We start from the raw sequence: 23,307 nt of genomic DNA, 5'->3' as shown, positions 1-23,307 counted from the left end.
TGGACGGAGAGATAACAGCGGTCTAAAAAGAGGCGCCTTGGAAATTGATTTTAAAACATAACCTAACCCAATTAGCCTAAAAACAAAGTATTTTCTTCTTTGTAAATTTTAACCGGACAACAGTGAAATGAATTCAGCATGACGAATAGTCTAATAAGCGCTTTTATAAAAAGTTATTTTGTTAAATAATTATCAATTCAAGTTAAAAAATTAAATCCATAAGGATAGTATAGCAGCTATCAATGCTGTCGTCATAATTACGCTTCCTAATTTTAAAAATGTCCAGGCACTTACTTCCTGTCCTTCTCTTCTTAAAGCCACCAGCCATAATATAGTGGCCAGCGAACCGGTTATGGAGAGGTTGGGACCAAGGTCTACACCAATTAATACTGCACTTTTAACCAGATCGGGCGCATGGGCATTTTGCAATACACTACCTGCTATCAGTCCGGCAGGTAAATTATTCATTAAATTGCAGGCTATCGCAGTTACCGTACCACTAAGCCATACCGCTGCCGTTTCAGATTGTGCTATAGCATCATTTAACAAGGCGCTTAAATGTTGTGCCATTCCGGTTTTATTTAATGCTTCAACCACTACAAATAAGCCCGCCACCAAGGGAAGCACTGTCCATGATATTCCTTTAATCACATTAACGGGATTTTTTCTCGCGCGGGTCAATACAATGGCGCTGGTGATGATCCCCGTAATCAATGTGGGCAACCCCAGCTCCATGTTCATGGCAGAAGCAGCTAATAAAACAGTTGCAGTTACACATATTCCAATCAAAGCTGTTTTACCACCCGGGCTTAGTTCAGGCAAGTTGATCTCTGTTCTGATTTTTTGTTTAAAACACTCACGCTGTGAGAACCGGAGCACAAAATAAGTAACGGTAATGACACATATCGAAGGGATCAGATACAAACTCAGCCAATGCATTAGTGATGGCATATTCGTACCATAGATTACCAGATTTGCCGGATTTGAAATAGGCAGCACAAAAGAAGCTGCATTGGCAATGAATGCGCAGATCAATAAATAGGGCAAAGGTTTTTCTACCTTAGCTGCCTTAACTGCCGCTGCCACAGCTGGTGTTAATACAACAGCTGTGGCATCATTGGAAAGGAATGTGGTCACCACCACACCAACCAGATAGATGAGTAAAAATAATCGTCCCGAAGATCCCTTAGCCCTTATAGTGGCATGGGCGGCGAGCCAGTCAAACAGTTTTTCCTCTCTTGCAGTTTCGGCCAGCAACATCATGCCGGTTAGGAATAAATACACATCCAAACCTTTCGCTATTCCGGAAAAGGCATCTGAAAAGGTAATCAGTTGGAATAATAATAACAGCGCGGCCCCAAAAACTGCATATACAGCTTCCGTAACTTTAAAAGGCCTGATGATTACACCCGCTATGGCAAGGAAAGAAATAATCCAGATGAGTATGTTATCCATATTTTATCGCGCTAAGGTATTGCTTTTCAGTTATGTTTAACTTAGCTGTTCGCTATACATTTTTTGATTACCTGCCAGGGTTAGCAGGCATCCTTAATTGTTTTTGCAAAGATGGTCCACAACAGGATGGAACCAATGGCAAATGCACCAAGAATCATAAAAGCACTGCTGTAACCCATTCCCTGTGCTATCCAGCCCCCGATTGCGGGGCTAAGTGATGCTCCCAGTCCCTGTACCGTCATCACCGCGCCCTGCCCTATATTTACCCTTCCCGTACCATTCAGGATATGGGCAACCAAGCCGGGAACAGCAACACTTTGCAGGCCAGCCCCAACGCCATCTAAAATTTGTACAGGATAGATCCCTATGTGACTGTGCATATACGCAGCAAATAAACCACGTATAGGCAGCGACAAGAAAGAGATAAACAATACTAACCAGTAGCCACTTTTATCAGCCATTTTCATGGCTAACAGTGAGGTGCCGATCATAACCAATTGTGCAATGATAATGGTCATGGCTACAAACATGGAAGCATGACCATTTCCACTGGCTGCTGCAGCAAGGCCGTAAAGCGGTAACATGGCGCCATTGCCCAAATGAAAAAAAGCCAGTGCGCCCGCCAGTACCAATAATGACTTACATTGAAACAATACTTTGAATCCACTTGCTTTTTCATCTTTCTCTCCCTCTTTCATCCCTCTTGCCACGTCATCATCAATGGAATTAGCCGGAATCAATAATACTGAAATGATAGACAGTATCCCAAAAAAAGCTGCCAGAATAAATATAGCCGTGATGCCAAATTTGTAGCCCAGGTAACCTGAAAGTGCAGAACCTACCACATTGCCTGCATGGTTGAAGGCCTGGTTATAGCCATTTTGCTTGTTAAATCCTTTTTGTTTTACTAGACCGAGCGTAATGCCGATGATGGCCGGGCCAATAGCCGAGCCGGCAATAGCTGTTGCCACCTGCGAAATGCTCACCAGCCAGAATTCCTGGGTGAATAAGATTATTCCTGAAGCCAGTATGGTGAAAACCGCCGATATAACCACATAAAACCTTTTTCTTTTAGTGGCATCGATTAATGCACCTGCCGGAATAGTCATGATCATTCCTGCTACTCCACCAATGGTCATCACTGAACCGATCAGCCCGCTTTTCCAGCCATGTGCCAAAAGGAATATGCCTAAAAATGGTCCGACACCGGCCTGGAGGTCGGCCATGAAAAAATTAAGAGATTGTAAGGGCCAGATAATCCGCTTATCTGTTACGCCTAAAGCTGCTTGTTTGCTCATACAGGTCTCCTAACACCAAGTGCGATATTTTGTTTAAACACTTAATAGGAATATTTTATGTTATTTATTTGTAAATCAGGAGATTGCATGATTTTTATGCTGGAATTAATTTTTCTTCATACTAGTAAGTAATAATTATAAATCCATACCAGGGTATAGTGTAGTTGGCAAATCAACTACTGCTTCAAAGAAAAAATTGCTGCTTTCTATACTGAATTTTCCATTGTGCAAATTAGTAATCTCTTTAACCAGCCATAAGCCAATCCCCGCACCGTTGGCTTCTATGGTCTCCCTATGGAAGGCATTCTGGAGATTTTCAGTCGGGAAACTTTCCTCGTTAATTGCATTCTTAAAACTAATGGTGATATAATCCTTTATGTTAGATTGCTTTACAGCGCAACTGATCGGCGTTCCCGGGACAGCATATTTAATCGCGTTCTCAATGAGGTTCATCAATAAGATATTCAGCTTGTCATCATCGGCATTGACTAGAAAAGTTTCAGCATCCTGATCAAAATCAATATCTGTGCTTAATTCTTTTTGTTGCATAAATGTTTGGAACCGGTTAAACAATCGGAGTATTACCAGCGAAAGATCTATCTGTTGTCGATGTAACGTAATGCCGCTACTTTTTAACTGGCTTACCAGCAGGAACTCCTGCACCACCTGTTGCAGCCTGTTGATCTCCGTAAGCTGACTCTCCATTAGGTTTGACAATGCGGGTGTCAACCCCGGTTTTGATAGGTGAACTTCTATTTCAGCACGCATAATGGCCAGCGGTGTTTTTAATTCGTGCGAGGCAGAGGCAAAAAAGTTTTGTTGCTGCCGTAACGATTCATCGATCCGAACCAACATGGTATTGATGGTTTCAGTTAATTCCTGCAGTTCGTCATTCGTTTTTTTCACTGGAATAACATCGCGGAGTTTATGCGCATTGATGAGTTTGGCTGCGTTAATGATGCGCTGCACAGGCTGTAGCAGGTAAAAAGATAAAATATAGGCAATGAGACCTGCAAGTAAAACACTCAACAGGCTGCAGGTAAAAAGTAAAAGGAGCAGGTATTGTAAGTTACTGTTAAGTTGATCAGCACTGCGTACCAGCATCAGTTCGGCCGGATTGTCTTCATTATTGCTGGCCACGTATGCAACCCTCATGCCTAAGGTATCGGTTACGCCTGTCTTTGCAGGTGTTCGGATGTTTTTAATGATGCCCGGAGACTGGAACACCACGATGGGTTTCCCTGCTGAATGATATAATACTCTGATGGAGGTATTCTGATCAGGCAAAGGAATAATTGCGGGCAATACTTCCGTTTTATCCAGAAGCGTTTTGGCCCTCGCTATTAAATAAGCATCATTATCTGATATCATCAGCATCCTGATTTTCCGGTAACAGTAAAGGTTAAAGGAGAAACTTAACAAAATAAAAATCAGGCTAAATGCAGCCGTAATTTTAAGTTTGATACCGAACTGACGCTTTCCTATTCTCATTTAACCTTGTTTTACATCGCCTTTTAAAATGTAACCCCGCCCCACAACCGTATGGATCAATTCTTCATCGTAACCTCTGTCCATTTTTTTTCGAAGCTGGTAAAGATGTACTTCTATTACATTGCTACCGGGGTCGAAGTTGATATCCCACACTTTTTCAAGGATCTGTGATTTGGTAACCACTTTATTTTGGTTAGCAAGGAGGAACTCCAGTAGTGCAAATTCCCGGTTGCTCAGCATAACTGTTTTGCCGGCGCGGCTAACTTCCCTGGTCAAAAGGTCTACCTTAAGGTCTGCAACCTGTAATTTGAGTGAATCCTGTGCAAATGATCGCCGCTGTACAGAACGTATCCTGGCCAACAGTTCTTCAAGTTCAAATGGCTTTTTAAGATAGTCAATAGCGCCATGGTCAAGTCCGTTTATCACATGTTCTGTATCATTCAGGGCACTGATAATAATAACCTGGGTTTGGTTATTAAAGCTACGCAGGTTTTTTAAAACCTCCAGCCCGTTGAGCGAAGGTAGCATCATATCCAATAAAATAAGATCGTAATGGCCAATCATTGCTGTTTCCAAACCTTTATTGCCATCAGCAACCACATCGCAGATATGGCCCGCCTGTGTAAGGCCGTCAGCAATAAATCCGGCTAACTTTAACTCATCTTCTATTAATAATATTTTCATCTTACCAGAAATGTTTTGTTATCTATAGTAATGCGGAGTACAATGTATACTTTGTCATGATTGATGTTGATAAAGCCCTGATCATTCTGCCGCCTCACCGCTTCAAGATTAAAGGTGTTACTTTCTTTAATGAGGTATGCAATATCATCTACCAGCCCGGGTTTAAAGTGAAATAACAGGTTGTTCTTTCTCAATGCCACAATACCACCGTATTGATCTGTTATTATAGCAGGCTTTTCCAGGTTAAATTTTGCTATTTGCTGATTGGGAACATCCGGAGGTGGAGGCAAGTCATCGAGAACCTGGCCGATGCCCGTCCGATTGTTCCGGATGGCTAATAATTGGTAGCCGACTACCTCATCGCTGGGATTTAGCGCATAAGTTGCCTCAATTTCCTCGCCAATAGTACCGATTTTGATTACCTGCGCTGCTGTATGTGGCCGAAAATCAATAGTGATTAAACCGGCTTTTTCCGTTTTCAGTTCCAGGGCATTGATATCCAAATGAGGATTGTTTTTATACCTGATAACGGTTCCTGTAATTACCTTTTGTTTAGTTGCGTGTTCCGTTTTTGGTTCATGATGATGTGATGGCGGTTGAGGTATTACAGGTACCGGAGGTTTAACTAACAGCCAAATAATGACCAAGAGTAACAGAATGATGACAACCAGCAGTGGGCGATAATTTTTTATTTTTATCGGCTCATCTGATAAGTCATTATCTTGCTTCATTTTCATATGCGCTGTAAAATATCGTTATTTCATCAGTTAACAGTAAAGCAGCCAATTAGTTCATACGCATTAACAATTATTTTGAGATAAGCGGCTGTATCATAAATATAAAATTGTCATCCTGAGGGATAGTTTATTTTATAAAAATCAATATGAGTGACAGGTAATTTTGCTAGGTAATATCCCATCGAGGAATCGTCATTCCCAGCTTGATTGGGAATCTTAAAGCGGCTTGTATTAAGATTAGCTTCGCTGAGCACTCCGTGGTTCCCGCATGCGCGAGAATGACGGACCGGACTAATGGATTATGTCAATGGTAACCTGTCGAAGGACCGTTGAATGCCCCGTAGAGCTTTTCGATACCTTCGTTAAGCTCAGTACAGGTTAAGCTCAACGTGACAGGTTCTAATGGAATTATAACTTATGATACAGCCACATCTGAAAACTATCTCAACAAATATGTTTGTCCATTGATCTCGATGGTCTCTGGATGAATAATGGTTGGGGCACCTGATTCCAATAACACACCAGATGGTGGCGTGTCTTTAATACCGGTTACCTTTACTTTATCTCCAGCTTTTAATAAAGATTGTAACTGCTCCATTGCATGTGGAGGTAAATCTATTTCTACCTTGTTATCGAGGCTAAGCCCACGGATTGCACCGCTCTGATCGCGTTTGAAATCATTGATTTTTCCCGTAAACGTTTTAGACGGTTCATTAACAGGTGCAATAGGTACACTTGGAGGTGTATCTGCTATTTGTGTTCCATCAACAGCTAAACTTGCCATCTGGAATACATTTACACCGTCCGGCCCATTATCAGTAAAGCCCTTTACCATTACCGATTTGCCCTTAGCTGCGGCACTCATGAGTTGTTTGCCCAATTGTTCCGGAAATCTCACTGTAATCACCTGGCTGCCATTTTGCAAGGTGAAACGATTATAGATATACCTGTCATTCGTTTGGTAAGCAATTACCTTTCCGCTCAATGATGTTAACACTTTTAAACCTGGTCCTCTTTCCATACCATGTTTGTGTAAACCAGGAGTTGGCGGCATTTCACCGGGTGCGCTGTCCGGTGGTGCCGGAAGGTTATTTGTAGGGCGTACTTGCGCAAAGGTTACGATACTCATCAGCGCCAGACAAGCTGTTACGGCTGTTTTTTTAAGTTGACTTTTCATATGCATTCTTTTTAATATTTTATCATTTTATAATCCAAAGCTACACTGGCGACCTGAAGCGGGTATGAAAAGGGAATTAAATTTAGTTCATCTGAATGGTTTGTTCTGCCGTGCTCAGCTCAGCGACAGATGGATTCAATTTTTTTTATAATTTTACTGACTATGCGCAACCAACATAACCATACCGATGAAGAGCTGATCGTCATGTTGAGGGAGAATGAAGTGGTTGCTTTCAAGAAAATTTATACAAAATACTGGTACGACTTGTACCTCATGACCAATAAAAGATTAAGGTCGAAAGAAGCTGCAGAAGAGATCATCCAGAATTTCTTCACTACATTCTGGATCAACCGGGGAAAAATAAACATTAAAGGGTCTTTAAAAGCTTATCTCCATTCTGCCATCCGTTATTCTATTATTGATTATCTGGCTAAAGAGGCTACGAGGCACAATTATCTTGAATTACTTTCTTTTAGTTATGAAGAGGCTACAAATACCACTGAAGAAGCCATATTTATAAAAGAGCTGGAAAACGGAATTGATGGGGTGATTTCGAAGTTGCCTGCCAAATGCAGAAAGGTATTTGAGCTTAGCAGGAAAGAACATAAATCCAATAAAGAAATTGCCCAATTACTCGGACTTTCTGAAAAGACGGTAGAAAACCATATTACCAATGCCTTAAAGTACTTCAGGGTTCATTACAAGGTAGTTTTGATTGCCTCTGGTTTTGCCTGGTTAATTCGGTAAAATTAACAGCGTTCAATAAAAATCTTTAGCGGGAGAGATCTTTTCCGTATGAAGGACCCTGAAACGGGTTCAGGGTGACGGCTGCTTATTAAAAAGGTGGTACAAGCTACTGAAAGACAATATTAATAATCAAACTCAGGTTAGGAAATGAGCGGTTAATGTTCATGGCGGGCTGTAGTCCCGCTATCGCTTATAGTCCTCTCCCGACGGAATGTCGGGATCCGGGCTATTCCGCTTTATCGGGTTTAGGAACAAAGGTTTGTGCGCCATACCTTAAAATGAAACGATGCACCTACTGCTTAGCCCCGGTTGCAGCGATACCCTGCATCAACGAGGTACGAGGCAGCGAAGCGTATAAGCGAAAAACGGGAAGAAACTTTGTGTGTAGTACAGGCGGTGCGCTCCAATAAAAATATGTTGGGGAACGGAGCAATTTTTCAAGTTAGCGATTGTTGCCATATTTTTTTTATTTTTTTGGGGGCAAGGCCCGGGTTATCCGACTATACTATTAACGAACCAAATATAACTACATACCAGCATGGGCAGATCAATAGCCGTTTCCTTACTTAAAAAATATCTTTCAGGTGATTGCAATGTTGCTGAGGTAAAAGAAGTGGACGAATGGTTTGACAGTATGGATGCTGTACCTGAAGAGCTCGTAGGCCTTTCTGATAACCAGCGCAAGCTCGTGGAAGATAAGATTTTTGAGCGCATTCTGCTCAATATCGAAGCTAAAGAACAGCAAAAAGTCATATCAGTTCCCAATAAATCAATACGTATAAACTTCATATTATGGGCAGCAGCATCACTCATTCTGGTACTTGGTACGGTGCTGATCTGGAGATACCATGCACCGCTAAACCTGCAAAACAAAAATGCAAAATTACAAGCCGTTCATATAAAGCCAGGTGGCAATAGGGCGGTTTTGACCTTAGGCGATGGCTCATCGGTAGTATTAACCGAAGCCAAAATAGGGGCATTGGCCAACCAGCAAAATGTTAGTGTGGTAAAAACAGCTGAAGGCGAACTCCGCTATAAAATACATGCCGGATCTGCATCTTCTGATATAAGTTACAATAAAATTGCCACACCAGTTGGTGGAAAATATAGTGTTGTTTTGCCTGATGGAACTAAAGCCTGGCTAAACGCAAAATCCAGCTTACGGTTTCCAACAGCTTTTAAAGGTGCTGAACGAGTGGTACAGATGACGGGTGAAGTATATTTCGAAGTGGCCAGAAATCCAAATCAACCTTTTAAGGTACAATCTGGCGGAACAGAAATTAAGGTACTGGGAACGCATTTTGACGTAATGGCTTATGACGATGAGGCCGGGCAGAAAACCACACTGCTTGAAGGAAGCATCCACTTATCATCCGGTAAATTTTCTCAGTTATTGAAACCCGGGCAACAAGCCCTTGTAGATCCATCTGGGATAAAGGTGAATCACAATTGTGACCTGGAAGCGGTAATGGCCTGGAGAAACGACCTCTTTATCTTCAAGGATATGGAGATCAAAGAAATTGCCAGGCAGTTGTCGAGGTGGTATGATATTCAGGTGGTATTTAGAGGAACACCTTCAAAAATAGCTTACACCGGAACCATATCCAAAGACGTAGAACTTTCAGAGTTGTTAAGTATGCTTCAATTCACTGGATTAAAATATGAATTGAACAGAAACCAGCTTATTATAATCGATTAAAGAAGATTAAACAATAAAATAAATTTTAACCAAATAAATTATTTAACATGAGAAACTACTACAACACTGCATAAGTAAAGGTGTAACCATGCTTTTTAATAAAAAAACCGGATCGTGTTCGCAGCACATCCGGTTACTGTAAAGGTTACTTACAATCCCGATTTAGACAACATTATAATTTAACCAAAACTCCATAAAGATATGAATTTATTTTTTAGGATCAGGCTGTTATTGCGCCGTGATTCTTACCAAATCTTATTAAAAATGAGACTCATAGTGCTTTTTCTTACGCTTACCCTGATGCAGGTTAGCGCTAGCAGCTTCAGTCAGAATCTAACGCTTAAAGAGAATAATTCTGACATCATTTCCATCTTAAAACAAATAGAAAAACAAAGTGGTTACCATTTACTTTTCAGACGGGCCGACGTTGACGATAAATATAAAGTAAACCTGAATGTAACCAACATGCCCATTGAGCAGGTAATGGGCGTAGTGTTGAAAAATACTAATCTCGATTTCAAAATCATTAAGAAGACCATTATCCTGAAAAAGAATGCCTATTCGCCATTTGCAACAATTTCGGTGCGGGACCTCGAGATTTCGGGTACGGTGAGCGATGAAAAAGGCGTAACACTCCCTGGGGTGGTGGTTAATGTAAAGGGCGCGAAGCAATCAACCGTGACCGATATTAATGGTAAATTTAAGATTTCACTTCCTGCGGGATCAACTACTCTCGTATTTACTTTTGTAGGCATGGAGCCTCAGGAAATTAATCCTGGCAATAAGAGCATCCTCAACGTGGTACTGAAGGCACAGACAACCTCACTTTCTGATGTGGTGGTGATTGGCTACGGTACACAAAAGCGTACAGATCTTAATGGATCTATCTCGTCGGTAAAAGCGGCCGATATTGCCAATGTACCCCAGGCCAGTATTGACCAGATGCTGCAGGGCAGGGCTTCCGGATTAACGATTTCGCAAAACTCTGGCGCGCCAGGCAGCAATACATCGGTACGAGTAAGGGGCGTAACTTCTTTAAGCGGTAGCAACGAGCCTTTATATGTAATCGATGGTGTACCCATTTCAGGCGATGCAGGCAACCAGAGTACCAGTGGAAGATCTCCTTTACAGGCTTCATCTTCCAATGCCAATTCGCAAACAACAGTAAGTCCTCTATCGTTAATCAATCCAAATGATATTGAGTCGATCGATGTACTGAAAGATGCATCTGCAACGGCAATATACGGTAACCGTGCTTCAAATGGTGTAATTATCATCACCACCAAAAGGGGGAGGAGCGGTAATTCTGCTATCAATTATGATGGTTATTATGGTTTCCAACGTGTTGCAAAATACATGGATGTGATGAATCTTCGCCAATACGCAGTACTTCAAAACTCGCTGGGTGATATTTATGGTACCGGCAGAAGGGTTGAATTTGCAGATCCTTCAGTATTGGGAGAGGGGACCAACTGGCAAAAGGAAATATTTAGAACTGCACCACAAGAAAGTCACCAGGTTGCTGTTTCTGGTGGCAAAGAGGGATTAACTTATTATATTTCTGGCGGATATCTTGGACAGGACGGTACGGTTATCGGTTCCGATTTTCGCCGCTATAGCCTTCGGGTAAATGCCGATGCCCAGGTGAAAGAATGGTTTAAGCTGGGCATTACCTTAACCGGAAGCCGCTCTGCAGAAAATGTGGTTACCAGTGATAATAACGGGATTATTTACAATGCTTTATTGCAGGCGCCTGATTTGGCTGTAACAAACCTTGATGGTTCATATACCGGGCCACCGGTGTCTGATCCATTGGCTGCCGCAGCGGCATTAAACCCCGTTGCCCAGGCCCAGCAAATTAAGAATAAGCTGAACAGGACCAACATTAACACCAACATTTATAACGAAATTAAGTTTATCAAATCATTGTCGCTGAGATCAGAACTCGGGGGTGATTTTAATTTCTCGGATAATAATGTATTTACACCGAGTTATTCGTGGGGCCGTTTTACCAATCCTACAGCTTCATTAAAAGAGAGATTCCAGCAAAGTACATTTTTGATCTGGAAAGAATATCTTAACTATAACCAGACTTTTGGAGACAAACATAACTTAAGTGCCATTCTGGGTTACGAGGTTCAGCAGTCAAACTGGAGGGGAATCGAAGGTACACGTCAGGGATTTTATAGTAATGACGTACAATCTTTGAATTTAGGTCAGGCCATCACGGCTACCAATGATGAATATATTGGTACACAACGCCAGGAATCAATCTATGCACGTGCCATTTATACCTACAATTCAAAATATAGCCTTACTTCTACAATCAGGCGAGATAAGACCTCTAAGTTTGCCGAAGGCTCACAATCAGGTTATTTTCCCTCATTTGCGGCATCATGGAAATTGTCTGAAGAGCCATTTATGAAAGGGATCAATAAGGTGGTGAACGGACTTAAGCTCCGCCTGGGTTATGGAGAGGTGGGCAACCAGGACGTTCCCAATTATCTTTACAGCTCGTTATTAAGGTCTTCACAAACAGGTTTGGGAACTGGTTTTCTTGCCGGCCGGATCGATAATAAATCACTAAAATGGCAAACCTCTATACAATACAACGGTGGTGTTGATATGAGCTTTTTAAACGGTAGGATTAGCACGAGTATAGATGTTTACAAAAAAACATCAAAGGACTTCTTATTCCAGCTTACGCTTCCGGCATATTTAGTGGGTGGGCCTGATTATCTGGGTGGTATTAACCCTCCATACGTAAATCTTGGAAAGATTGACAACGTAGGTTTTGATTTGAATATTAACTCGCGCAATTTTGAAAAGGGCGATTTCAAATGGAATACCAGTATAGTGCTATCACATTATAATAATGAAGTTAAAGAGCTTGGTAACGGCCTTACCGAACTTTTCGGGACAGTAACCAATGCTTACCTGCAAACGCCGGTTACCCGTACCGTGGTAGGCCGGTCGGTAGGTGAATTTTATGGCTATAAAGTAAAGGGAATATTTAAAACACAGGCGCAACTTCAATCTGCTCCGGTTCAGTTTGGTAGAGGCATTGCCAATAATAGCAACAGCACCTGGCTGGGCGATGTGCAATACGAAGATGTAAATGGCGACGGCGTTATCAATGAAAAAGACCGTACCGAGATCGGAAATCCAAATCCTAAATTCACCTATGGCATTACCAACACCTTTAGTTATAAAGCTTTTGATTTTACCTTGTTCCTGAACGGTTCTTACGGTTCCAAAATTATGAACCTGTTAAACAACACCATGGGGAACCTGGCGGCTGTATATCAGAATCAATATGCAGCATATAGTAATTTTTGGTCACCACAAAATCCCGATTCCAATATTCCGGCGCCTAAAATTGGTATTGATAATCCCAATCTTTTTGTCTCAGACCGGTATGTAGAAAGCGGATCTTTCTTACGCATCCAGAATGTTAGTTTGGGTTACAGGGTACCAGCTTCATGGATCAGGAAATTTAAATTCTCCAATTTAAAGGTGTACTCCAGCGTACAAAACCTTTACACCTTTACAAAATATAAGGGCTATGATCCGGAAATCGGCGCAATGAACCAAAGTGCCATTTTAAACAATATCGACCTTGGAAGATATCCAATTGCCAGGACCATCACATTTGGGATAAATGCACAATTTTAGTGACCTACAATTATTGAACAAAATGAAATCATATATCATATATAGCTTTATTTTTATCGCCATTGTTAGCGCAGGCTGTAAAAAAGACTTTTTTAATATTCCTCCACAGGATTCACTCAGCGCTGATAATTTTTACCAAAACACCGAACAGGTGCAGGCCAGTACCATTGCGCTGTACAACTCGCCATGGTTCGACTGGAATGCCAAAGCTTCCTGGTGTATTTCAGAATTGCTAAGCGGTAATGCACACACCTATTCTCCGGATGTGATCAACTTCGGTAATTTTTCGGTAACAGGCGATAATACCCAGTTGGCATCAGCCTGGAATTCGCTATACAGCGTAGTTGCCCAATCTAATGCGTTGATTAATAATCTGAAAGCAAAAGTGCCGGCCAGCGTACCAGCATCTGTGGTTAATAATGCCATTGGCGAAGCTAGATTTATGCGTGCTATGGCTTATTTTTATCTGGTAAGAACATGGGGAAATGTGCCGATTATTGAAAATAGCCTTGATTATGTGAACAATTACCAGATCAATACCAATCCGGTAACTGATGTTTACAAGTTCATGATCAACGACCTCAAATTTGCGGAAGATAATTGTGATAAAATGATCCGAACGGGTTCTGTTTCGCAGGGTAAAGTATCCAGCGGATCAGCATCTGCATTATTGGCTAAAGTTTATTTATACATGCGCGACTATCCGAATGCCCGTTTAAAAGCAGAGCAGGTAATCAATAGCGGCGAGTTTAAACTGTATGGAATAGATATTTCGGGCAAAACCTATGCTGATTTATTCAAAACTGCCAATAATAATAACGAAGAGAGTATCGCCGCGATACAATGGTTGGGCGGATCCTCTTATGGTCATGGTAATGCGCTACAATCCTTCCTTGCCTTTAACTCTGAAATTACGGGTATCGGAGACGGTTATGGAAGTGTTACGCCTTCTATCGATTTGCTTACTGCTTTCGAGCCCGGCGATTTAAGAAGAAAGCCAACGGTGATGATGCAGGGAGATGTTTACCCTGAAATTAACCAGGCCAAAGGTGGTTACACTTTACCTGCCGGAGCGGTTGCTCAGGGCATGCCGGCATTTATTAAAAAATATGTGGTGGGTACGCCTGCAGATAATGGTGGTAAAGGCGCAGCATTTTCTACAGGTAATAATACTTATTTAATGCGTTATGCAGATGTATTGTTGATTGAGGCAGAGGCAGTACTTGCCGGGGCTGAACGTACATCTGACGATGCGGCACTTGTACCTTTCAACAAAATCAGAAAAAGGGCCGGCCTCATTCCTAAAACATCAATCACTATACAGGATATTTATCAGGAGCGTCGTATGGAATTCGTTTTTGAGGCTGATTACTGGTTTGATCTGGGCCGGTTAGATGGTTTTAATGTAACCTCACACCCTAAAGCAATAGCCATTATTTCCAATCAGGAAAGGGGAATTTACAGTAACACCACGCCTGTTGTCATTTGGGGACAAAAGTATACGCCAACTGATGCCAATTTCCGTTTGCCTTATCCTACAACAGAAACCATTCTAAATCCAAAATTACTATTGGCTCCTGTGCCTTACAATTTTAAATAAGCTTATATGAAAACGTTACATAAAAATATTATAGCCCTTTATCTTGTTGGCATCTTTTACATGCTTATTTTTGCCACCTCCTGCAAAAAGGAGAAAGAAGGACAGGGTGCACCAAGCATTACCCGCATACGTACCCTGGTTAGGCCGGGCGATACTCAACTTACACCATTGGATTCGACAGTTACTTCGGGCGATGTTGGTGTTACTTATGTTATAGAGGGGGTAAATCTGAAATCTACCAATAAAGTAGAATTCAACGGGGCATCAGCTTATCTTAATACAGCCCTTTTCAGCGATAACAGCATTATCGTGATGATCCCTGCAACCGCCACATGGATCAATCAAACAGGGAAATTAACACTGACTAACCCATACGGCAGTACTTCCTTTAACTTTAGTATTAAACAACCCGCTCCGGTAATTAGTGATTTGAGCCAGTTTGCAGGTAATGCTGGCGATGTAATTACCATTACCGGCTTACGTTTTGATCAGGTGTCAGGCGTTAAGTTTGGTACAACTGATGCCAGGGTCGTTTCATCAACGAGTACGGAATTGAAGGTAACCGTTCCAACAGGTGCGCTCGGTGCAGTAAGTGTGACTACCCCTGGCGGTACAGGTACTGGTCCGTATGTATCTTACGATGGTGTTGTGGTGCCGATATTGTTGCCATTCGGCTTTACTCATTTATTTTATGACGATCAGATCACAGCGGGTTACGACTTCAATTTCGGAGGTGCGAATGCAGATGTGAATAGCACTGAAATGGTAAAAAGAGGTAACCATTCTATTAAATTAACCTATACAGGAAGTTATGCCGGATATGCGGTTGGCAGTAACACACCTGTTGATTTAACTGATAAAACCTATGTTAAGTTTTCTATTTATGGTACAACAGGTACTGAAGGGAAAGTAGTAAAAGTTGCATTGGGTGATTTTGACAACCGTAATGTAAGCGTGGTGCTGCATGCGGGCAAGTGGACAAATTATGTGGTTCCAATAGATCGTTTCCAAAGCGCCAGCCAACCGGGCAAACCTACCAGTTTAAACTGGATCGGCTTTCAGGAGTTGAGCGGCAATGCGCCAGAAACCATCTACCTGGATGATATTGGGATTTACTAATTGAAAGAATATTTAATTTAATGAGGTTATATCATAAATAAGTTAGTCCGACTTTTTCAAAGTCCAGAAAACTTTAACGTAGATATAATACCTAGTAAATGTCGTCATTGCGAGGCACGAAGCAATCTTTTTTGCCAGAAACAGTTGTCATGAAGATTGCTTCGTCGGCTGAAAAAGCCTTCTCGCAATGACGGTTTTATTAAGGAAACCCATACCACAAATATGTTCCAACCTCTTCCAGATTTATAATTTTAAAATAATTTATCAATGAAATTAATACAATACATCATTGCCATCATCATCATGCTGGCGACCAGTGCCACTGTTTCTGCACAAAAAAACCTGGTGCTCAACGGTGGTTTTGAAAATGAATTGGAGGGCTGGGTTGATTATTCGGCAAAAGTGACTCCTTATATGTATAGCGCCGGCAAAATGAGTGCTGCCTTATTTTCTTCAGATTCTTCTAAATGGACCGGTATGCACCAGATTGTATCGCTGCCCAAAAATACCCAGTATATACTCATGAGTGCGAAGATTAAAGTAGATGGTGTAAGTACCGGAAAAAATGCCTGGAATGGTGCATTATTTCTTTTCGAAACACTTGATAAACAGGAAACTAAAATAGGAGAGGGGATCAATATTGCCTCAGTTACCGGAGATGAAGACTGGAAGTTATATGAAAAGGCATATATTGTTACACCAGGCATTACGAAAATAAAATTGTTATTTGCCTTAGGCTATGTTACGGGTACGATGTTCGTTGATGAAGTAAGTTTAAAAACAATTACGCAATCGGAGTTTGAAAAATATTTGTAGTATGATGAATGGTGTGATGTGTAAGTTGTTTTTAATCGGTTTGTTACTGTTTACAACTGCAGTTTTTGCGCAGCAAATGGCTACTCCTAAAATTGTGCTGAACCAGTCTGGTTATTATCCAAAGCTTGAAAAAAGTGTGGTTATACTTAACCCCGTTTCAGAAAGTAAGTTTGAGTTGTTATCCATGCCAGACCGGAAAGTGGTGTACACCGGTGTATTATCGGAACTAAAAACTACCCAATATTCGAACATTAAAACAAAACTAGCCGATTTTAGTGCTTTTGATCAATCAGGCGATTATATCATCCACGTGGATGGCGTTCCTGAATCTCCGGTTTTTAAAATTACAGATCATGTGAACCATGATTTAGCAGTGGCTGCATTAAAGGCATTCTATTATCAGCGTGCTTCAACTGCGCTGGATGTAACCTATGCAGGGAAATGGTATCGTGCTGCCGGGCATCCCGATACTTCAGTTTATATTCATCCATCAGCCGCTTCTAAAAATCGTAAGGTTGATAGTAAGATTAATGTTTCCGGAGGATGGTATGATGCCGGAGATTATAATAAATATGTGGTAAATAGTGGTATTTCTACCTCAACCTTACTTTCTGCTTATGAAGATTTTCCTGAATATTTCGTGGGGCAGGAGGTGCGTATTCCACATGCCAAAAACGAAGTTCCAGACGTCTTAACAGAGGCAGTTTACAATTTACGATGGATGCTTAAAATGCAGGATCCTAGCGACGGCGGGGTTTATCACAAATGTACTAATCTGAATTTCGACGGCATGGTGATGCCAGATCAGGCCTTGTTAAAACGTTATGTGGTGGCAAAGGGTACTGCCGCAACATTAAACTTAGTCGCTGTGGCCGCACAGGCTTATCGCATTTTTAAACATTTTCCTGAGCAATATCCCGGATTGGCAGATAGTTGCCTTTCGGCATCCAGAAATGCCTGGCGCTGGGCATTAAATAACCCTAACGTTGTTTACGATCAAGATCTGCTTAACAAAACATCAGACCTTAAAGTAACCACTGGTGCTTACGGTGATAAGAACTTTGAAGATGAATGGATCTGGGCCTCTGCAGAACTGCTGGCCTCAACCGGGGAGCAGGCCTATTATAATGCCTTTTTTGCGCGTTTGAATGCTCCGGTAAGCTTGCAAAGCTGGAGCAATGTAGGCATATTGGGGTATTATACATTAATTAGATGTGAGCGGCAGCTGCCTGAAAGTTATAAAAGTATAACCAGCATTTTGAAGAAAAAAATATTGACACTTGCTGATCGTTACTTAAATGCCTTCAAAACAGGTGCCTACCATACGGTGATTGGCGCTTCGCCTGACGATTTCGCATGGGGAAGTAATTCTTCAGCAATGAATCAAAGCATATTACTCATCAACGCTTATTTATTTTCCAAAAATGAGGCTTATCTCGATGCTGCGGTCAGTAACCTGGATTACGTTTTAGGTAAAAATGCAACCGGCTATTCTTTTGTAACCGGCATAGGTTACAAATCACCTATGCACCCACATCATCGGCTGTCGTTTGCAGATGGTATTGCTGAACCCATTCCGGGCTTACTCGTTGGTGGGCCTAACCGGGAAAAACAGGATGGATTAAAATACGATTCCGAACCAGAATTGTCATACCTCGATGATGTCAATTCTTATGCGAGTAATGAAATTGCCATCAACTGGAATGCACCATTGGTATATGTAGCAAATGCAATGGAGTGTATTGCAAAGGGGAAAAAATAAGGATCAATAGAAGTAACCCATGCCCGGAGTCACCGCCTGTGCTGACAGACCAGCCCGTACAGGCGGCGAGATATCTATATCTCATAAAATAAAATGAAGCAAGTTGAGTTGGCGGTAATATTTGAAATTTTATTTAGCTGGCATTGCTCAGCGGAATACTGAAAGAAAAAGTACTACCTTTTCCGAATTCACTCTCTACCCAAATTTTTCCCTGATGACGGGTTATGATTTCTGCGCACAGGTATAAACCTATCCCAAAGCCGGCGATCGTACTGTCATTTTCAACCCTGTAATACCGGTCGAAAAGTTTTTGTTGATGCTCAGCTTTAATGCCGATGCCTTGATCAATGACACTTATTATAATTTGATCATGATCAACGGAATATTGTATATTAACCTTGCTACCCAGATCAGAATATTTTATGGCATTACCGATCAGGTTTTGAAGCACCTGGTTTAATTTGTTGCGGTCTGCATAAACCATTACCTCATCGGCAAGGTGCAGCTTTACCTCATAACCCGTTGTTAACGTCAGGGTTTCTTCACAAACCTCTTTTAATAAATCTGTAATTTCAAATTGTTGTTTATCAATGGCTATTTTTCCTGATTCTAGACGTGAAACATTTAAAAATCCATCAATCATTCTGGTCATCCGCTTCACCTGGTTTAGCGATTTGTCAATTGTAGCGAGCATTCTGTCTTCAGTTTGCTGGCGCGAGAGGTATTGCAACAGTTGCAGGTAGCCATTTATCGAGGTGAGTGGTGTTTTGAGCTCGTGGCTCGCCATACCGATAAAATCATTCTTACGCTGTTCATCCTCCTTTTGCTCAGTAATATCCAGCACCGAACCTATAAATCGCATCGGTTTATCGTTGGCATCAAAATAAACCTGCCCTTTGGCCCTGATCCACCTCAGGCGTTTGTCTTCAAATCCAATAGTGCGATATTCTACGTCGTAAATACCGTTGCTGGCTTGTTTATCAAAAACATAAGCTAAAACGGCGTTAATCCTTTCTAAATCATCTTGATGAAGGTTCTGTAAAAAATCCCGCTCAAAATCAACCTCATTCGAATGGCTGATCCCGAATAATAGCCTGCAGCGGTCGTCCCATTGCATGTGGCCCGTAGCCATGTCCATATCGAAAGTGCCCAGTTGAGCAGCTTCTTTAGATAACCTGATCTGTTCATAGGCCTTTTGAAGTTTTTCCTTTGAAATTACATGCTCGGTAATGTCCGTGGCGGTTTGCATCAGCCCGATTACCTTTCCGTTTACTTTCAAGGGGGTATAGGTCAGGTCGTAATAGCCTAATGTCGGCTTGCCATTTTTGATCAGTGATATGCCAACACCGGGCACATGGTGGTTGAGCCCTGTGCGGTAAGCATAAAATAATTCGTCCACTACCTGTTGTCCAACCAATTCGGGGATAGCTTCGAACCAGGGTTTTCCTAAAACCGATGAGTCCTTACCAATCAGATTAAGCATGGGGCCGTTAATTACGTCAAAAACCATGTTTTCTCCTTTGGTAATCAACATCGGAACAGGAGAGGAACGAACCATATTTTTAAACCATTCGCGGCTTGCTTCCAATTTTGTCCAGGTTTCCGTTGAAGTTACGCCATCCGTTTCACTTGTTTGAACATCATCCTTGGCAAGCAGCACATGCTCGGTTTCTATTTGCAGGCTTTCACCTGTTGTTTGCATGTATTCTATATTTCGGCGGTTAATGCCCTTGTTCGTACCAGGCAGTATTTCATTTGCAGCTTTCAGGTTTGCCGATAGCTCGTGGTCATTTACAGGCTGATTCTGTTCTGTTGCTAGCGTTGGTTTCGCGATCAGCCAAACCACAATTTTTGGTTGATGATCAGCAGCCTGTTCTAGTTTGCTTGCAAAATAAAGAAAGCTTGAAAATGGCGATACGCTACTTACCAGGTCAGGAATCTGTACGGGTATTGTAAAGTTGTTTGTTAACTGTAAAAAGAAATTAGAAATGTTTGGAGGCAGGTTTTGGCGCAAAATGTCCTGAAGATTCATTTTCAGGATCTCTTCCAGACTTCCATTTACCAACGCTAAAAATTGAGCGTTTGCATATGCGAGTTGCAGTGAATCGGGATCAATAACGAAGATCGGGATTGGCGCCAGGGTTATGAAACTGGAAGTATTGGTTATGGTTAGCATTGATGTATCCCGTTAAATACAAATGTAATCATTTTGGCAATTTACCAGCGTAATAATATTTATTAAATCTTAATCTGTTGATTTTGCAATTGGTGACCAAAACAGCAGACATCATCGTGTTTACGCTATTGGTAATCCACAATTATACCCCTCAATTTAAATACAAGGTCCATTTTGTTCATCTATGCGTTTCAGTATAGCGGATAAAATCATGTTATAAGCTACATAAGCAACGAAGATAAAAAAGCCTAACTGTAGCGCAGAATTATTTACAGTAACCACTTTTAGCGCTTCGGTGTCGATATTGAGCCCGGATAGCTGGCTTTTTAAAATCCCGTTAAGGCCAATATAGGTCATGCCTATCCCAACTACCATCACATCTGCCATATCCCATTTGCCGAGGTCAAATGCCAGAAAACGGATGAATTTTGAATTGCCTAATAATTTGCTACATGATACTTGCAATCCACGTGCAATGAGGCGCAGTAAGGGCAGTATAACCACGAAAAGCATCAGTAATACACCTACTAATACCGCATCTGGTTTGGGCTGTTCTACCAGGGTGCCAATAATACCCAAAATACTCTGGCTTTGAAAAAAGAGTACCTGGTTGTTGAAAACCAGTTTTTCTCCTAACAAGGCAAACTCAAGTGTTTTAATTCTGGCATCTACCTCTATAATGGGTGATGATACGCCAACTGCAAGTAAAATGAACGCGAAAAGCAATGATATCACAAAAAGGGTAACTTCGCTATCCACCCGTTTGCGTAATAAAAGCCAAAGTATTAGGGCAATCACAATACAGGCAGTCATCCCGATTGCATACTGATAGCTTAAACCTTTAATGTGGCTAAGTTTGGCATTTACAACTTTGTCAAAAGCATTGGCATTATCTACTTTATACTTTTTAAAAATGCTATGTTCTACGGATGAGATGGTTTGATCACTTCGGTCATAAGTCTGCGCTTCCAGTTCGTCGAGTTTTCCGGTTGCTACAGATTTTAATTTTTTCAAGCTTCTGGGGCTGGTTATTTTGGTTACAATGGTACGTGAGAAAGATGGCACCAATGCATGGATTTCTTTAACATCTACAAATGTATTAAACGCCAGTTTTTTAAGTTTGGCACCAAGTCCTTTCTGCGGTTTCGTCACTTCAGCAACGGCTTTGTTTACCATGCCATGTAACTGTTTTTCAACTTCTTGTTGCATATCCACCTTTTGGCTTTTGGTAAGGTTAAAGCCCTTTACCTTCCGATCAACTACTGCTGAGATTTTATCTCCCCAGCGGTCTACCGAAAATATGCCGAAAGTAATGTTGTTCGAAAGGCTGTAATCTTCCTTAATGTGTTTTTGCTCATAAGCCAGTTCGCGGAAATGGTAGCCACAATACGCTGCAGCCATTAACAACAGCAAAAGTGCGGCAATCAGGATAAAAGATGCCGACCTGGATTGATCTGGCTTAACCTGTTTATTGGTACTCATATTATCTTTTTGCAATTCGCTCATTCATTTTTGGATTTAATGCACGTCGTGCGGGGTAATAGATTTAAGGATGGTCGAAAGGATCAATCCATAAAGTACAAAACAAATAAAAACAATGTAACCAGGTTGCAGCGCGGTGTTATTGGTTGTGAGGATGGTAAGCGAATCGTTATTAATATTCAGGGCCCGCAACTGGTTTTCAAGCAATCCGTTAAGCCCAATGTATGCCATTAAAATAGCGATCACAATTACATCGGCCATGCTCCATTTTCCTGATTGAAAAGCAAAATACTTGACAATACCATTTTCTGCCCACTTTTTGCCACCCAGCAGGTGAATCCCTGTTGACGTGAGCTTAACTACGGGGAACAAGATACTAAAAGCCAGGATCAATACGCCAACCAGTACAGAATCTATTGCCGATTGGCTGATGAGTACCCGCACGACATCCATTATACTTTTGCTCTGGAAAAAAAGTACCTGATCATTAAAAACAACATGTTCTCCCAGCAAAACAAAATCTAAAGACCTGATTCTGGCATCAACTTCAATCATAGAGGCGGTTAGGCCGACTGCTAAAAGCATAAAGGCAAAAAGTAACGACATAATGAAAAGCGTGGTATGCAAATCCCTACGTTTGCGCAGTAGCCACCAGAATGATAGTACGATGATTACGCAGCCTAACATCCCAAAACAGTAGTAGTAGGTTTGCTGCCGGATGCTGTTTAATGAACCAGTTAGCTTCTGGTTTAACTGTTGATTATCAGATACGCCATAACGGTTGTAAATTTTTTTCATTATGGCGTTATTGGCAATAAATGCAGTATCCTGACTTTCTTCTTTAGCTATCTCATTAAACTCGCCCAGGGCCATGCGGCCCAGTTGCTTTTTATTTTTAGGATTATCAATTTCAGCAATTATTTTTTTGGCAAATTTTGGCACTTCTGCGCGGATACTATCCGAATTAACAAAATTTTTGATGGCAAACTTTTGGATCTTCCCGCTAATGGTTTTTTTGGGTTTGTTTACCAGGGCTTCTGCCTTATCAATAAGTGCAAGGAGTACCTGTTCAACTTCGCCCTGTAGTACCTTTTTTTGTTTGCGGGTTATTTTGAGGCCAGAAACCTGGTGGTGAACAATATCTGCTACTTTATCTTTCCATTGTTGCACAGAAAACAGTCCATAAGTGATGTTGTTTACCCTTGCGTAATCGTGTTTAATCTGTTCCTGTTTTTCAGATAGTTCGTGTAGCCTGAAACCAAAAAAGCCTTCGGCTACAAGCAGTATGCCTAATGCAATGATCAGCAAAATCTGGTGGATAGGTTTTCCTGATGCAGGTTTGTTGATTATTTTTTCCAATCTATGCGTGATAATGGTGATTACATCTCC

General features: G+C 41.4%; 16 protein-coding genes. 7 read left to right on the top strand and 9 right to left on the bottom strand.

The window, feature by feature from the left end; translation table 11 throughout:
* Positions 1-210: 210 nt before the first annotated feature.
* The 6 genes from ACFE6N_RS16070 to ACFE6N_RS16045 form a co-directional block, all read right to left on the bottom strand.
* Positions 211-1,455 (bottom strand): arsenic transporter, encoded by a 1,245-nt coding sequence (locus tag ACFE6N_RS16070; RefSeq protein ID WP_378938083.1) that lies wholly within the window; start codon positions 1,453-1,455, stop codon positions 211-213.
* A gap of 80 nt (positions 1,456-1,535) precedes the next feature.
* On the bottom strand, positions 1,536-2,753 hold the full coding sequence (locus ACFE6N_RS16065) for an MFS transporter (protein WP_378938081.1): 1,218 nt from the start codon (positions 2,751-2,753) through the stop codon (positions 1,536-1,538).
* Between the two features lie 135 nt (positions 2,754-2,888).
* Positions 2,889-4,244, bottom strand: coding sequence for an ATP-binding protein (locus tag ACFE6N_RS16060; RefSeq protein WP_378938079.1), 1,356 nt, complete (start codon positions 4,242-4,244; stop codon positions 2,889-2,891).
* Complete coding sequence (locus ACFE6N_RS16055) at positions 4,245-4,928, bottom strand: response regulator transcription factor (protein ID WP_090984842.1); 684 nt, start codon at positions 4,926-4,928, stop codon at positions 4,245-4,247.
* Positions 4,925-5,659: a hypothetical protein gene (locus ACFE6N_RS16050; RefSeq protein ID WP_378938077.1), complete on the bottom strand. Its 735-nt coding sequence runs from the start codon at positions 5,657-5,659 to the stop codon at positions 4,925-4,927. The genes ACFE6N_RS16055 and ACFE6N_RS16050 overlap by 4 nt, the downstream gene beginning before the upstream one ends.
* A gap of 445 nt (positions 5,660-6,104) precedes the next feature.
* Positions 6,105-6,842: a hypothetical protein gene (locus ACFE6N_RS16045; RefSeq protein WP_378938075.1), complete on the bottom strand. Its 738-nt coding sequence runs from the start codon at positions 6,840-6,842 to the stop codon at positions 6,105-6,107.
* Positions 6,843-7,004: 162 nt separating this feature from the next.
* Between ACFE6N_RS16045 and ACFE6N_RS16040 the strand changes: the two genes are divergently transcribed.
* From ACFE6N_RS16040 to ACFE6N_RS16010, 7 genes are all read left to right on the top strand, one after another.
* Positions 7,005-7,589, top strand: a complete 585-nt coding sequence (locus ACFE6N_RS16040) for an RNA polymerase sigma-70 factor (RefSeq protein ID WP_378938073.1) — start codon at positions 7,005-7,007, stop codon at positions 7,587-7,589.
* Between the two features lie 538 nt (positions 7,590-8,127).
* Positions 8,128-9,288, top strand: a complete 1,161-nt coding sequence (locus tag ACFE6N_RS16035) for a FecR family protein (protein ID WP_378938071.1) — start codon at positions 8,128-8,130, stop codon at positions 9,286-9,288.
* A gap of 264 nt (positions 9,289-9,552) precedes the next feature.
* On the top strand, positions 9,553-12,963 hold the full coding sequence (locus ACFE6N_RS16030) for a TonB-dependent receptor (RefSeq protein WP_378938069.1): 3,411 nt from the start codon (positions 9,553-9,555) through the stop codon (positions 12,961-12,963).
* 22 nt (positions 12,964-12,985) lie between these two features.
* Positions 12,986-14,563, top strand: coding sequence for a RagB/SusD family nutrient uptake outer membrane protein (locus ACFE6N_RS16025; protein WP_378938067.1), 1,578 nt, complete (start codon positions 12,986-12,988; stop codon positions 14,561-14,563).
* Between the two features lie 6 nt (positions 14,564-14,569).
* Positions 14,570-15,682: an IPT/TIG domain-containing protein gene (locus tag ACFE6N_RS16020; protein WP_378938065.1), complete on the top strand. Its 1,113-nt coding sequence runs from the start codon at positions 14,570-14,572 to the stop codon at positions 15,680-15,682.
* A gap of 267 nt (positions 15,683-15,949) precedes the next feature.
* Positions 15,950-16,498 (top strand): carbohydrate binding domain-containing protein, encoded by a 549-nt coding sequence (locus ACFE6N_RS16015; RefSeq protein ID WP_378938063.1) that lies wholly within the window; start codon positions 15,950-15,952, stop codon positions 16,496-16,498.
* Position 16,499: 1 nt separating this feature from the next.
* The gene (locus ACFE6N_RS16010; protein ID WP_378938061.1) at positions 16,500-18,260 is read left to right on the top strand and encodes a glycoside hydrolase family 9 protein; all 1,761 of its coding nucleotides are present in this window, start codon (positions 16,500-16,502) and stop codon (positions 18,258-18,260) included.
* A 133-nt stretch (positions 18,261-18,393) separates the two neighbouring features.
* Here ACFE6N_RS16010 and ACFE6N_RS16005 read toward each other — a convergent pair whose 3' ends face one another.
* From ACFE6N_RS16005 to ACFE6N_RS15995, 3 genes are all read right to left on the bottom strand, one after another.
* Complete coding sequence (locus ACFE6N_RS16005; RefSeq protein ID WP_378938059.1) at positions 18,394-20,436, bottom strand: ATP-binding protein; 2,043 nt, start codon at positions 20,434-20,436, stop codon at positions 18,394-18,396.
* 156 nt (positions 20,437-20,592) lie between these two features.
* Positions 20,593-21,942, bottom strand: coding sequence for a paraquat-inducible protein A (locus ACFE6N_RS16000; RefSeq protein WP_378938057.1), 1,350 nt, complete (start codon positions 21,940-21,942; stop codon positions 20,593-20,595).
* A 12-nt stretch (positions 21,943-21,954) separates the two neighbouring features.
* Positions 21,955-23,277: a paraquat-inducible protein A gene (locus ACFE6N_RS15995; RefSeq protein WP_378938055.1), complete on the bottom strand. Its 1,323-nt coding sequence runs from the start codon at positions 23,275-23,277 to the stop codon at positions 21,955-21,957.
* Positions 23,278-23,307: the final 30 nt, after the last annotated feature.

It is taken from the genome of Pedobacter sp. BG31, assembly GCF_042464845.1.
Taxonomy (GTDB): Bacteria; Bacteroidota; Bacteroidia; order Sphingobacteriales; family Sphingobacteriaceae; genus Pedobacter; species Pedobacter suwonensis.
The sequence above is the reverse complement of the archived record's forward strand: the minus strand, read 5'-3'. Positions and strand labels throughout refer to the sequence as shown.